The sequence below is a fragment of the Rhodococcus sp. UNC23MFCrub1.1 genome (assembly GCF_000686025.1).
Taxonomy (GTDB): Bacteria; Actinomycetota; Actinomycetes; order Mycobacteriales; family Mycobacteriaceae; genus Rhodococcoides.
This window is the reverse complement of the sequence record NZ_JMLQ01000001.1, coordinates 810,417-823,607: the sequence shown is the minus strand read 5'-3', so window position 1 is coordinate 823,607 and position 13,191 is coordinate 810,417. Positions and strand designations below refer to the sequence as shown.

General features: G+C 69.2%; 13 protein-coding genes, 1 pseudogene and 1 riboswitch. Of the genes and pseudogenes, 7 read left to right on the top strand and 7 right to left on the bottom strand.

What is annotated here, in order from left to right; translation table 11 throughout:
- Positions 1-43: 43 nt before the first annotated feature.
- Complete coding sequence (locus BR07_RS0104050) at positions 44-574, bottom strand: Lrp/AsnC family transcriptional regulator (protein WP_027504334.1); 531 nt, start codon at positions 572-574, stop codon at positions 44-46.
- Positions 575-678: 104 nt separating this feature from the next.
- Between BR07_RS0104050 and ald the strand changes: the two genes are divergently transcribed.
- Together ald and BR07_RS0104040 are read left to right on the top strand one after the other, a co-directional pair.
- Positions 679-1,764, top strand: a complete 1,086-nt coding sequence (gene ald, locus BR07_RS0104045; protein ID WP_027504333.1) for an alanine dehydrogenase — start codon at positions 679-681, stop codon at positions 1,762-1,764.
- An 11-nt stretch (positions 1,765-1,775) separates the two neighbouring features.
- A complete protein-coding gene (locus BR07_RS0104040) occupies positions 1,776-2,480 on the top strand; it encodes a dienelactone hydrolase family protein (RefSeq protein ID WP_027504332.1) in 705 nt (234 codons plus the stop codon).
- 12 nt (positions 2,481-2,492) lie between these two features.
- Here BR07_RS0104040 and BR07_RS23215 read toward each other — a convergent pair whose 3' ends face one another.
- Positions 2,493-3,365, bottom strand: coding sequence for a hypothetical protein (locus tag BR07_RS23215; RefSeq protein ID WP_051612993.1), 873 nt, complete (start codon positions 3,363-3,365; stop codon positions 2,493-2,495).
- Positions 3,366-3,438: 73 nt separating this feature from the next.
- On the bottom strand, positions 3,439-3,753 hold the full coding sequence (locus BR07_RS0104030) for a DMT family transporter (protein ID WP_027504331.1): 315 nt from the start codon (positions 3,751-3,753) through the stop codon (positions 3,439-3,441).
- 15 nt (positions 3,754-3,768) lie between these two features.
- Positions 3,769-3,832, bottom strand: a riboswitch (guanidine-III (ykkC-III) riboswitch).
- A 118-nt stretch (positions 3,833-3,950) separates the two neighbouring features.
- On the opposite strand from BR07_RS0104030, the gene BR07_RS0104025 reads away from it, so the two are divergent.
- Complete coding sequence (locus BR07_RS0104025; RefSeq protein WP_027504330.1) at positions 3,951-4,667, top strand: response regulator transcription factor; 717 nt, start codon at positions 3,951-3,953, stop codon at positions 4,665-4,667.
- Complete coding sequence (locus BR07_RS23210; protein WP_331280443.1) at positions 4,664-6,304, top strand: sensor histidine kinase; 1,641 nt, start codon at positions 4,664-4,666, stop codon at positions 6,302-6,304. The genes BR07_RS0104025 and BR07_RS23210 overlap by 4 nt, the downstream gene beginning before the upstream one ends.
- On the opposite strand, the pseudogene BR07_RS0104015 reads toward BR07_RS23210, so the two are convergent.
- Positions 6,194-6,727: pseudogene (locus BR07_RS0104015) on the bottom strand (LysE/ArgO family amino acid transporter); the annotation flags it as partial. The gene BR07_RS23210 and the pseudogene BR07_RS0104015 sit on opposite strands and share 111 nt — an antisense overlap.
- 76 nt (positions 6,728-6,803) lie before the next feature.
- Here BR07_RS0104015 and BR07_RS0104010 point away from each other — a divergent pair.
- The gene (locus BR07_RS0104010; RefSeq protein ID WP_027504328.1) at positions 6,804-7,703 is read left to right on the top strand and encodes a LysR family transcriptional regulator ArgP; all 900 of its coding nucleotides are present in this window, start codon (positions 6,804-6,806) and stop codon (positions 7,701-7,703) included.
- Here the strand turns inward: BR07_RS0104010 and BR07_RS0104005 are convergent.
- Positions 7,663-8,091 (bottom strand): HIT family protein, encoded by a 429-nt coding sequence (locus BR07_RS0104005; protein ID WP_027504327.1) that lies wholly within the window; start codon positions 8,089-8,091, stop codon positions 7,663-7,665. The two genes, BR07_RS0104010 and BR07_RS0104005, sit on opposite strands and share 41 nt — an antisense overlap.
- A gap of 94 nt (positions 8,092-8,185) precedes the next feature.
- Here BR07_RS0104005 and BR07_RS23205 point away from each other — a divergent pair, with 94 nt between their 5' ends.
- Both BR07_RS23205 and BR07_RS0103995 read left to right on the top strand, forming a co-directional pair.
- Positions 8,186-9,559 (top strand): bifunctional glycosyltransferase family 2/GtrA family protein, encoded by a 1,374-nt coding sequence (locus tag BR07_RS23205; protein WP_081821066.1) that lies wholly within the window; start codon positions 8,186-8,188, stop codon positions 9,557-9,559.
- Complete coding sequence (locus tag BR07_RS0103995) at positions 9,556-11,541, top strand: glycosyltransferase family 39 protein (protein WP_027504326.1); 1,986 nt, start codon at positions 9,556-9,558, stop codon at positions 11,539-11,541. Before BR07_RS23205 ends, BR07_RS0103995 begins: the two co-directional genes overlap by 4 nt.
- Before the next feature lie 56 nt (positions 11,542-11,597).
- On the opposite strand, the gene BR07_RS27540 is transcribed toward BR07_RS0103995, so the two are convergent.
- Complete coding sequence (locus tag BR07_RS27540; RefSeq protein ID WP_027504325.1) at positions 11,598-12,053, bottom strand: ArsR/SmtB family transcription factor; 456 nt, start codon at positions 12,051-12,053, stop codon at positions 11,598-11,600.
- On the bottom strand, positions 12,050-13,147 hold the full coding sequence (locus BR07_RS27535; RefSeq protein ID WP_027504324.1) for a serine hydrolase: 1,098 nt from the start codon (positions 13,145-13,147) through the stop codon (positions 12,050-12,052). The genes BR07_RS27540 and BR07_RS27535 overlap by 4 nt, the downstream gene beginning before the upstream one ends.
- Between the last annotated feature and the right edge of the window lie 44 nt (positions 13,148-13,191).

Here is a 13,191-nt window from a genome sequence, read left to right as displayed (position 1 = left end):
CCGGGTATTCGGTGCGCTCGCCGCACCGGATGGGCGGAGGGCGTCAGCTCGGTCCGCCCTCGTCGACCAGTCGCGGCCGCAGGTGCTCGAAGATCAGTGTGGTCTCGGTCGCGGCCACCGACGGATGAGCACTGAGGTTCTGGACGACGAAGTCCCTCAGGTGCGCAGAGTCCGTCATCGCGACGTGGATCAGGTAGTCGTCGGCACCGGCGATGAAGTAGACGTCGAGCACCTCGGGGAACGTCGTGAAGGACTCCGCGAACTCGCCCAGGTGGCGCCGGGCACCCGCCAGCAGCCGCACCGCGATCATGGCCTGCAGGCCCTGCCCCAGTGCCGCCGGATCGATGTCGGCGTGGAAACCGCGGACGACCCCGCGCTCGACCAGTGAACGGACGCGTCCCAGACACGTCGACGGGGCGATCCCGGCGCGGGCGGCCAGGGTGTTGTTGGGGATGCGGGCGTCGTTCGCCAGTTCACGCAGGATGACGCGATCGATGCGGTCCAGAGATGCCGCCCGAAGATTGTTCGGTCGCACCGGGGCGGACAGACCTGTGTTCGACGATTCGATGTCCATGAGGCCAGTCTACGAAATTATCGTCACTTCGATTGCGGCTCGGTCGAACGAAGTTCACGATTATCGGACATGACGAGTCATCCGGTAGAGGCGAAGGGCGCACCATGAGAATCGGCATACCTCGGGAACTGAAGAATCACGAGTACCGGGTGGCGGCGAGCCCGGCGGGAGTGCACGACATGGTCGTGCACGGTCATCGCGTCGTCGTCGAGACCGAGGCGGGCGCGGGATCGTCGTTCTCGGACAACGACTTCAAGGCTGCCGGCGCGGAGATCTCGAACTCGGCCGACGAGGTGTGGGCGCGGGCCGAGTTGCTGCTCAAGGTGAAGGAGCCGATCGAGGCCGAATACCACCGGCTGCGGTCGGGCCAGGTCCTGTTCACCTATCTCCATCTCGCCGCGTCGGCCGCATGCACCGATGCCCTCGTCGCGTCCGGCACCACGGCGATCGCCTACGAGACGGTGACCGGCGCGGGCGGCAGTCTGCCGTTGCTCGCACCGATGAGCGAGGTCGCCGGCCGGCTCGCGACCCAGGCCGGGGCGTATCACCTGATGGCGCAGACGGGCGGCCGCGGCGTGCTGATGGGCGGCGTTCCGGGAGTGAGTCCGGCCAAGGTGGTGGTGATCGGCGGTGGGGTGTCGGGATCCAACGCCGTGGCGATGGCACACGGGCTCGGTGCGGACGTGACGGTGTTCGACCTCGACATCGCCAAGCTGCGAACCATCGACGCGCAGTACCGCGGCCAGGTCAAGACCGTGGTGTCGAACAGGTGGGAGCTCGAGCAGGCCGTCGTGGCCGCCGACCTCGTCATCGGGGCGGTCCTCGTCCCGGGTGCCAAGGCCCCGACGGTGGTGTCCAACGCACTGGTCGCACGGATGAAGGCGGGGTCCGTGCTCGTCGACATCGCCATCGATCAGGGCGGGTGTTTCGAGGACTCGCGTCCCACCACGCACGACGATCCCACCTTCCCGGTGCACGATTCGATCTTCTACTGCGTGGCCAACATGCCGGGCTCGGTTCCCCGCACGTCGACGCAGGCGCTGACCAACGCGACGCTCCCGTTCGTTCTCGCTCTCGCCGACCAGGGCTGGGAGCAGGCGTGCGCCACCGTTCCCGGGCTCGCAGACGGTCTCAGCGTGCACGCCGGCAACCTGCTGTCGGACACCGTGAGAACGGCGCTGGGTCGCTAGAGTCGGCCGGTATGACTGTCATCGAGGTCGACACCGGAACCGATCGCATCGAGGCGACACTCGAGATCCCCTCAGGGGAGGGGCCCTGGCCCGCCGTCGTGATCGTGCACGACGTGTTCGGCATGACCGACGACATCAGGTCCATCGCCCGGCGCTTCGCCGACCAGGGCTACGTCGCGTTGGTGCCGGATCTCTACGCCCGCGGTGGTCGCGCCAAGTGTGTGACAGGAGTGTTCCGGTCGCTTCTCGCGCGCTCGGGCCGGGCGGTGGACGACCTGCTGGCGTGCCGCGACACCCTCACCGCGCGCGCCGACACCACCGGCGCGGTGGGCATCGTCGGGTTCTGCATGGGTGGAGGTTTCGCTCTGGCGCTGGCGACGCGGGGGTTCGAGGCGAGCGCGCCGTTCTACGGCATCCTGCCCCGTCACATCGAGTCGGCCCTCGAGGGCACGTGCCCGATGGTCGCGAGTTTCGGCAAGCGCGATCCGATGCTGCCGGGCGCGGGCCCGAAGCTCGAGAAGGTGTTGCAGGACAAGGGCGTTGCCCACGACGTCGTGACCTATCCCGGTGCCGGCCACAGTTTCGCGAACGACTTCGGATCGGGTCCGGGTGCACTGGTCATGCGCGTCACCGGATTCGGCTATCAGCACGAGCAGGCCGAGGACGCCTTCGCTCGGGTCTTCACCTTCTTCGGCGAGCACGTCCGGTCGCGCTGACGCCCACGAGGCTCAGCGGCCGACGGCCGGACCCTGCAGCGCCCCGCGCACCTCGCCCGTCTTGGGCTCGACCGCGCCGCGACTCTTGACCCAGCGGCTCGGCAGCTTGCCCACCAGCTCGCCGAGCGGGTTCACCGCAGCGGCGAGGACGTCCACGGTGTCCTGCAGAATCTCCACGCTGACGCTCATGCGCTCGAGGTTGGGCGCCAGCGAACTCAGCGACTCGGCGACGGTCACGAGCTGATCCAGCGGACCGTTGCGTGCCGTCAGCCGCTGGATCGCGCCTTCCTCACCGAGCAGCGTCTCGACGAGCCCGCCCTTGGCGAGGGCGTTGTCGATGACCCCGTTCTCACGGGTCAGCGCCTCGATCACGCCGCCCTCCTTGGTCAGGAGTTCGACAGGGCCGTCCTTCGCGGTGAGGCGCTCGATGGGTCCGTCGACGGCCGTGAGTCGATCGAGCAGACCGCCCTCGGCGAGGAGGCGATCCAGCGCACCGTCCTCCGCGAGGACTCGGGTGAGGGGGCCGTCGTCCGCCAGGATGCGTTCGAGAGGACCGCCGGGCTCGAGCAGTCGATCGAGGGTGCCGCCCTTGCTCGTCAACCTGTCGACGGCGCCACCGGGCTCGAGCAGTCGGTCCAGCGGGCCACCGGGCCGCAGCGCGTGACCCAGTGCGCGGTCGTCGGAGGTGAGCTCGGCCAACTGTCCGAGAAGCTGCAGCGGGCCGCTCCGAGGATTGGCCAGGGTGATGGCGTCGAGTGACCCGGAAGCGCCTGCGGCCAGCGCCATCCGGGTGGTCGCGACGGCCGACTCGGCCACCCCGACCGCCGACTCGGCGACGGCCAATCCGACACGCACCGGCAGTGTGACCGCGGACACCCAGTTCATGGGGTCACTCTAACCCGCGGCGGGAAGGCCGGAGGCCGGTCGGGATGGGACGGCGGGACGGCCGGGGGCGCGGTCAGTGGGCGAGCTTGAGTCCGATGACGCACCCGACGAGCCCTGCGATGAGGGCGATGCGGATCGGCGTCGCGGACTCGGTGCCGGACACCATCGCGTAGACGACGGTGAGCGAGGCGCCGATGCCCACCCACACCGCGTAGGCGGTGCCGGTCGGGATGGTCCGCATGGCGAAGGCGAGACCGCCCATGCTGACGACGAGCGCCGTACCGAAGACGATGGTGGCGACGGGCTTCGTGAAGCCCTCGGACTTGCCGAGTGCGGTGGCCCAGACGGCCTCGAACACGCCCGACAACACCAGAATGATCCATGCCATGAGTAGTCGACTCTCCTGGCACCGTCTTGTCGCTGGCCGGGTACGGTGCGCTCGTCCGGGTCTGTGTCGCAGTCTGTCCTCCACGGTAGCAAAGCGGACACGACGCCGGATCGGGGCTCACAGGAACCTCACAGCGACACCCCGGGCAGGAACCAGCAACGCCGGACACCATGGCACTCGTGAGCGAGAATTCCGTCATGACGACTCCCCGACCGCAGACCACCGCCGAGGCGAAGGTACTGGTGGTCGACGACGAGCCGACCATCGTCGAACTGCTGTCGGTCAGTCTGAAGTTCCAGGGTTTCGAGGTCCGCACGGCGCTGGGTGGGCCCGCGGCTCTGGACGTCGCCCGGACCTTCCGGCCGGACGCGTTGATCCTGGACGTGATGATGCCCGACATGGACGGCTTCGGGCTGCTCCGCCGACTGCGCGCCGACGGTATCGACGCGCCCGCACTGTTCCTCACGGCACGGGACTCTGTGGAGGACAAGGTGACCGGTCTGACCATGGGTGCGGACGACTACGTCACCAAGCCGTTCAGCCTCGAGGAGGTGGTGGCGCGCCTGCGCGTGATCCTGCGCCGGTCGGTGCGCGGTCCGGAGGCGCAGCCGTCACGCCTGACGTTCGCCGACATCGAGCTCGACGACGACACCCACGAGGTGTGGAAGGCGGGCGAACCCGTCTCGTTGTCCCCGACGGAGTTCACGCTCCTGCGCTACCTCATGGTCAATTCCGGGACGGTGCTGTCCAAGCCCCGGATCCTGGACCACGTGTGGCACTACGACTTCGGGGGTGAGGTCGGTGTCGTGGAGTCCTACGTGTCGTACCTGCGCAGGAAGGTCGACACGACGGAACCCCGGCTGATCCACACACTGCGAGGCGTCGGCTACGTCCTGCGGGAACCGCGACGGTGAAGCGGCACCTACGCGCCGTCCCGCTCCGCGTCACCCTGGTGTCGGTGCTGCTGCTTCTCGTCGCCCTCGGTCTCGTCGGTTCGGGTGTGGCCGTGACCTCGGCACTGCAGAACACGCTGACCCAACGTGTCGACGAACAGCTCATGGAGGCGGCGTCCGGCTGGGCCAGGCCTCGTGGGGAGCGGTTCCTCGGACCTCCCCCGGAGGAGGCGAACCCACAGCGTCCGCCCACGGCGTTCTACGTCCGCTCGGTGGCGGCGGACGGCACCGTGCGTACTCCCGTGAACGATGTCGGGGACGATCAGCCGGATCTGACCGGCGTCCTGACCGCCACGCCGACCACTGTCGGATCGGTCGGCGATCCCGACGATTCGTGGCGCACGGTGACCGTCTCGAACGGGGACGGCCAGACGACGGTCGCGATTCCGCTGGCGGGCAACGAGGCCATCGTCTCCAGGCTCGTGACTCTGCAACTGTCCATCGGTCTCGGAGTGCTGGCGGTGCTGGGTGTCGCCGCGTACTTCCTGGTACGCCGGAGCCTGCGGCCGCTGCAGGAGGTGGAGGTGACTGCCGCGGCCATCGCGTCCGGGGATCTGCATCGACGCGTTCCCGAGCGGAACGAACGCACCGAGGTGGGGCGACTGTCCGCGGCACTCAACGGAATGCTCGCCCAGATCCAGCACGCCTTCGCTGCGACGGAGGCGTCCGAGAACGCGGCGCGCGAGTCCGAGAACGCGGCACGTGCGTCGGAGGACCGGATGCGCCGTTTCGTGGCCGACGCCTCCCACGAGCTCCGGACCCCGCTGACGACGATCCGCGGCTTCGCCGAGCTCTACCGGCAGGGGGCCATGACCGACACCGAGTTGCTGATGACCCGTATCGGGGGAGAGTCGGCGCGGATGGGTCTGCTCGTCGAAGATCTGCTGATGTTGGCGCGGCTGGACGCCCAGCGTCCGCTCGATCGGAGCCCCGTGGACCTCCTCGTGATCGCAGCGGACGCGGTGCACGATGCGGCCGCCACGGCTCCGGAACGAGCCGTGAGTCTGCAGGTGCTCGAGGGCAGCGGCGTGCCGGAGGTGCTGGGGGACGATGCGCGTCTGCGCCAGGTGCTCGGCAACCTGGTGGGCAACGCGCTCCGGCACACCCCGCCGACGGCGTCGATCACCGTGGCGGTCGGAACCGTCGGTGAGACAGCTGTTCTGGAGGTTCGTGACACCGGGCCGGGACTTACCGAGGACGATGCCGAGCGCGTCTTCGAGCGGTTCTATCGGGCGGATCGTTCGCGCACGAGAGAGAGCGGCGGGAGTGGTCTGGGTCTGTCGATCGTGTCCGCGCTGGTCGCGGCCCACAGCGGTCGGGTCTCGGTGGCGAGCGCGCCCGGCCGGGGTGCGACGTTCCGCGTGGAGCTGCCCCTGGCGGGCCGGCGTCCGGGTGGACGGGTGGAGTCAGCCGGAGACGAGCCCCTCGACCAGGACGACGGCGATGAGGAGCATGACCACACCGATCAGGACGTCGAGCACACGCCACGCGACGGGTCTGGCGAAGATCGGCGTCATGAATCGCGCGCCGAATCCGAGGGCCGTGAACCAGACGATGCTGCCCAGTGTCGCGCCGAGGGCGAACCACCAGCGCGCTGACCCGGTCTCGCGATTGGCGACGGAGCCGAGGAAGACGACGGTGTCGAGGTAGACGTGCGGGTTGAGCCACGTCAGTGCCAGGCAGGTGAGGACCGCGGACCGCAGCGACACACTCGCTCCGTTCCCGCCGACGGTCAGACTCGTCGGGCGCAGTGCCCGTCGGAAGGCCATGAGTCCGTACACGGTGAGGAAGACGGCGCCGGCGACCGTGACGACGGTGACAGCCGTCGGGTAGGTCTCGACGACCACGCCGATGCCCGAGACTCCCGCGAGGATGAGGACCGCGTCGGACAGAGCGCACACCAGGACGACGGCCAGCACGTGCTGTCGTGCGATGCCCTGACGGAGAACGAAGGCGTTCTGTGCGCCGATCGCGACGATGAGGGAGAGGCCGACACCGAAGCCGACGAACAGGGAGGACATGACCGGAACGCTAGGTCGAACCCGACGATGTAGTCCAGCTCATGTTTTTCAGGACTGATGAGCGTAGCTTCACATCATGCAGTCGGACCAGCTCGAGGCCCTGCGTGCCGTCGTCGACGACGGCACGTTCGAAGCGGCTGCGCGGTCGCTGCACATCACACCGTCGGCGGTGAGTCAGCGCATCAAAGCGCTGGAACTGCGGGTCGGTGCCGTTCTCGTCTCGCGCACGAAGCCCGTGATGCCGACCGAGTCCGGCGTCGTGCTGCTCCGGCTCGCCCGGCAGATCCAGACTCTGACCGACGGCGCCGTGCGGGAGTTGCGCGCCGCGGACGACGTCGCTCGGGTGTCGCTGGCCGTCAACTCGGATTCCCTGGCCACGTGGGTGTTGCCGGCGCTCGCGCCACTGGCGGGCTCCGTGATCCTCGACATCCATCGAGAGGATCAGGACCACACCGCCGAACTGCTCCGCGGTGGAACGGTGACGGCGGCGATCACGTCCGTGGACACACCTGTCCGCGGCTGTACCTCGACCAGGCTCGGCTCGATGCGGTACCGCCCCTGCGCGTCTCCGTCGTTCGTGACTCGATTCCTGGACGACGGCGTCACTCCGGACGCCCTGGCCCGAGCCCACGTCGTGGTGTTCGACGAGAAGGACGCGCTGCAGGATCGCTACCTCTCGCGACACGGCGTGTCCGCGTCGGTGCCGCCGCGACACCTGGTGCCGTCGTCCACCGAGTACGCGCGTGCCGTGCATCTGGGCTTCGGCTGGGGCATGCTGCCGGACCAGCAGCGCGGCGGACTCGACGTCGTCGAACTCGACGACACCGTGATCGACGTGGCGCTTCACTGGCAGCAATGGACGCTGTCGTCGCCGGCGCTCGACACGGTGGCCGCGGCGATCGTCGGAGCCGCGCGGGCGGTTCTCGGACGACCGATCAGCGACGGGGGACGTGCTGCCCGTGGCCGAGTGCCGTGAGCGCTGCAGTGATCTTCTCCTGCGCCTCGTCCAACGACTCGGGCGACGGGGAGGTGTCGGCGCCGGAGATGTCGAAGTCCGCCATGTCGAAGGCCGGGAACACGTGCAGATGCAGGTGCGGCACCTCGAGACCGGCGATCAGCAGACCCGCCCGAGGGGCGTCGAACGCCGACCGGACGGCCTTGCCGACGGTCTGAGCGACAGACGTGAGCGAGCCGAAGGTCGTGGGATCGACGTCCTGCCACTGATCGATCTCGGCTCGCGGGACGATCAGGGTGTGACCCTGCGTGACCGGGGCGATGGTGAGGAACCCGACGACGTCGTCGTCCTCCCACACGAAGCGGCCCGGGATGTCGCCGGCGATGATTGCGCTGAACACGGATGCCATGGGCCGACTCTATTCGTCGGCTCCGCATCGGCTCCCGGGTACTTCCCGGGTTCGCCCCGGGTCGGTCCCGGGGCGGCGCACGAGTGTTCGGTGCATGACAACCAACTCAGTGGTGGAGCGGGAAGGCCGGAGGCCGGCCGGTGACGGGCGGGAAGGCCGGAGGCCGGCCGGTGACGGGCGGGAAGGCCGTGGGCCCGGGCGCGGGCGGGAGCCGGGGCCGGGTGGGGGTGCGGCGCGGACGGTGACCGTCGAGCTCGTGGTGCCCGTGTACAACGAGGAGGCCGCGCTCGAAGCCTGTGCCCGCAGGCTGCACGCCTTCCTGCGGGCCGACGTTCCCTGGTCGACGGTGATCACCGTCGCCGACAACGCGAGCACGGACGCGACACGGTCGATCGCCGAGCGCCTCGCCCGGGAGCTCGACGGTGTCTCGGTGCGACATCTGGACGACAAGGGTCGCGGTCGCGCGCTCAAGGCGGCGTGGACGGAGTCGGAGGCCGACATCGTCGCGTACATGGACGTCGACCTGTCGACGGATCTCGGTGCACTCGTGCCCCTCCTGGCTCCGCTGGCATCGGGCCATTCCGATCTCGCGATCGGGTCCCGGCTCGCCTCGTCCTCGCGAGTGGTGCGAGGGGCGAAGCGAGAGTTCATCTCCCGCACCTACAACGTCCTCCTCCGCACAGGTCTGCGGACCAGATTCTCCGACGCTCAGTGCGGGTTCAAGGCCGCGCGCACCGAGGTCGTCCGGGAACTGCTTCCGCTGATCGAGGACACCGGGTGGTTCTTCGACACCGAACTGCTCGTCCTCGCGGAGCGTGTCGGTCTCCGCATTCACGAGGTGCCCGTCGACTGGGTCGACGATCCCGACTCGAGCGTGGACATCGTCGACACCGCACTGGCCGATCTGAAGGGCTGCTGGCGCGTCGGGCGTGCGCTCGCGACCGGCGCCCTCCCGATCGCGGACCTGCGTCTCAGCCTGGGTCGTGGACCCCTGTCGTCCACCGCCTCCACCACCGAGGTCTCCGAACTGAGGGGAGTGCCCGTCGGCATGATCGGTCAACTGGTGCGGTTCGCGCTCGTCGGCGTCGCCAGCACTGTCGCCTACGCGGTGCTGTACCTGATCCTGCACACGATCCTCGGCGCGCAGGGCGCCAACTTCGTCGCGCTCCTCGTCACCGCAGTGCTGAACACCGCCGCCAACAGAGCCTTCACATTCGGGGTCCGAGGCTCCGACGGGGCTGCGGCGCATCATCTTCAGGGTCTCGCGGTGTTCGCCTTCGGGTGGCTCGTCACCGCCGGTTCTCTCGTCGCCCTGCACGAGTGGGCTCCGGGTGCGTCCAAGCACGTCGAGCTCCTCGTTCTCGTTCTCGCCAACCTGGTCGCCACCGTGACGCGCTTCGTCGCGCTGCGCTGGGTCTTCCGGGCCGCATCCTCCGCCCGCACTCGTCAGATGGAGTCCACCTCGTGACCACCCTCCTCACCGCCCCGGAAGATCATGTGCACGACGGGGCTCCGCGCTCGGTCCGTACTCGCTGGGAACCATGGGCCGCTGCGGCCCTGATCCTGGGAACTGCTGTCGCCTACCTCGTGAACCTGAGCAGCAACGGATGGGCCAACTCCTTCTACTCCGCTGCGGTGCAGGCGGGTTCGCAATCCTGGGAGGCGTTCTTCTTCGGCTCCTCCGATGCCGCGAACTCCATCACCGTCGACAAGCCGCCGATGTCGCTGTGGCTCATGGAACTGTCCGTCCGGGTGTTCGGGCTGAACTCGTGGGCGATCCTCGTGCCTCAGGTCCTGCTGGGTGTCGCCTCCGTGACGCTGCTGTGGCGCACCGTACGGCGACAGTGGGGACCGGCCGCCGGACTGCTCGCAGGACTGGTTCTCGCGCTGACTCCCGTGGCGGCACTGATGTTCCGTTTCAACAACCCCGATGCGCTGCTGGTGCTGCTCATGATCGCGGCGGTGTGGGCGATGATGCGGGCTGTCGAGACCGGTCGCACCCGGTGGCTCGTGGTCGTCGGCACGATGGTCGGACTCGGCTTCCTGACCAAGCAGCTGCAGGTCATGCTGGTGGTTCCCCCTCTGGCGCTGACGTACCTCCTGGCCGGGCCTGTGTCGCTGCGACGGCGCATCCTGCAGTTGTGTGCCGCGCTGGGCGCGATGATCGTGTCGGCCGGATGGTGGATCGCCGTCGTGGAACTCTGGCCGGCGTCGTCGCGGCCGTGGATCGGTGGGTCGCAGAACAACTCGATCCTCGAACTGACGCTGGGATACAACGGTCTCGGTCGGCTCAACGGTGAGGAGACCGGTTCGGTCACGCCCGGCGGCGGCGGTGGTGGCGGCGGAATGTGGGGGGAGACGGGCATCCTGCGGATGTTCGACGCCTCGCAGGGCGGTCAGATCGCCTGGCTCGTTCCCGCTGCGCTGATTCTGGGAATCGCGGCGATCGTGCTGCGCGGCAGGGCTCCTCGTACCGACCAGCGGCGCGCTGCGCTGATCGTCTGGGGACTGTGGCTCCTGGTCACCGGGCTGACGTTCAGCTTCATGGCCGGCATCTTCCACTCGTACTACACCGTGGCGCTGGCGCCGGCGGTCGCGGCGCTGGTGGGCATGGGCAGCGTGGCGCTCTGGCGGGCCCGCGAGCGCCTCGTCGCACGCATCGTTCTCGCCGCGACGGTGGTCGCGACCGTGGTGACGTCCTGGATCCTGTTGTCCCGCAGCGCATCCTTCGTTCCGTGGCTGAAGGTCGTCGTCGTGCTGGTCGGTGTGCTCGCGGTCGTGGGGCTGCTCGTTCCGCGGCTGACTCGCGGCAGGCTCGCCGCGGTCACGGTTCTGGCGGCGGTGATCGCGGGACTCGCAGGACCGACCGCCTACGCCGCGAACACCATCGCGACACCGCATCAGGGCTCCATCGTCACGGCCGGGCCGAACACCGGTGGCGGCTTCGGGCGTGGCGGCATGGACGGCGGGCGCGGCATGCGCGACGGCGGTGCCGGCCGGATGCCCGCCGGGGGACAGGCGCCGACGGGTGCGCCCGGTCAGCTCCCGGGTGGCGCCGCGCAGATGCCGGGTGGCGCGGACGGTGGCGGCGGCATGGGCGGGTTGCTCGATGGCAGTACTCCGAGCGCCGAGATGGTCGCCCTGCTCGAGGAGAACTCGGACTCGTACACCTGGGTCGCCGCGGCGATCGGGTCCAATGCCGCGTCGGGCTACCAGTTGGCGACCGAGGACCCGGTCATGCCGATCGGTGGTTTCAACGGCAGCGATCCCTCCCCGACGCTGGCCGAGTTCCAGCAGTACGTCGCCGACGGTGAGATCCACTGGTTCATCGCGGGCGGCGGTATGGGAGGCGGTGCGTCCGGTACCTCGGCGGAGATCAGCGAGTGGGTCACCGCGACCTTCACCGCCCAGACCGTGGACGGCGTGACACTGTACGACCTCACCGCCTGACCCGGATCCGGTGCAGTGAACCGTGCTGACCACGGTTCACTGCACCGGATCTCACATCAGCGAAGTTCTCCGGCGATGTCGGCCGAGGCGAGCATCAGCACCAGCGCGGGCACGACGGTGCGTGCGGCGAGCCGGTAGTCGCCCCGGCCGTGCTGCTCGACGATCCGCGCCGACGTGAGGGTCTTCAGATGGTGATAGAGCTGACCGACGGACGACAGTCCCACCGCCGCCTGCAGATCGGCGGCGACTGCTGGACCGCGCAACAGTGCGCGGACCACGGCGAGCCTCACGGGGTGGCCGAGCGCCGCCAGCACCTCGACCGCCCGGTCGGGAGGAAGATCGAGCACGGCGTCGGGCCCGTACTCGATGGACCACGTGACGTCGCCGGCCAGATGAACGTCACCCGAGTAGGACACGAGGCCCCCTGTGGACGCCGCCGTCTGTCGGGGGTCCCCCTCGAGCGCCGCGACCCGAGCCTCCAGGGCCGCGACGCGTGCCTCCAGCTCGCTCACGAGATGCAGGCTAGCCGCCCCACTGTCGCCGGATCCGCCGCGGCCTCGAGGAGCAGCGTCTGATGCTGGGTCAGGTTCGTCGTCGCGGACTCGTACTCGGCTGCGGTCAGACCATGGTTCAGCCACACCACCACGGCGGGGGCGCCGTCCGCGCGGCGGAACTCGAAGCCGTGCGTGAGAACTCCGGGCAGATTTCCGCCCTTGAACCCCATGGCCACGAACCCGGCGTCCGCAGGCGGGTCCTGCCATTCGAGGTGGCGCCTGACGGTGCCGACCCCCGAGCCGTAGGAACCGTCGGCGACGGCGGTGTGGAATCGCGCGAGCTCGGCGGCCGTCCCGGTCGGGCCGAACCGATCGAAGTACGTGAGGAGTTCCGTCTCGTCGCGCGGTCGCGCGGTCGTTCCGTACGTCGCGCGGAAGTCGGCGTCGAAGGCGAACCGCTGTGCGAGCGACCACAGATCGTCCGTGTCGACGGTCGCGTCGAGGGCGCCGAGCGTGACGCCGACGAGGGTGGGTGGTGTGAAGTCGCTCCACCCGCCCGCTGCGGCGGCGTCCCGCAACGCGTCGTCGCCCAGGCGGTACCGGAGGTAGTCGGGCACTCCGTTGTCGCTCTCACGCACCATCGCGGTGACCATGTCGTCGAGCCGCACCGTCGCGGCCGGATCCGTCGGCGATGTTCCGTCGTTCGCGATGCCGAGGCGATTCAGAGCCGCGATGTGGGCACCGCCGTCCGTGCCGGGTGCGTACCACCGCTGCCAGTCGGCGACAGGGATGCGTTCGTCCGGGTTCAGCGTGCCGTCGGCCACGGCGCGGGCGTAGGCACCGAGGTGTACGACCTTCACGGCGGAGGCGAGGGGGTGCGGCGTGTCCGCGTCGTGCTCGGCGGTGTGTCCGAGCCCGTCGTCCACCGCGAAGGACACCGATTCGGGGTGCTCGGCGGCGAAGCCGATCCAGCCGTCGGGTGTGGTCATGTCCGCAACGGGGGCCGGTGCGCACGTCGTGGTGGACGTCGGCTCGGCCGTGCTCGGCGGTGCGGACGAGCACCCGGCCAGCAGAATCGACGTCGCGGTCACGGCGGTGAGTGTGCGCATCATCGGTTCTCCTCGAATCGCATCGTTCGGCTATTCCGTAATTCCGG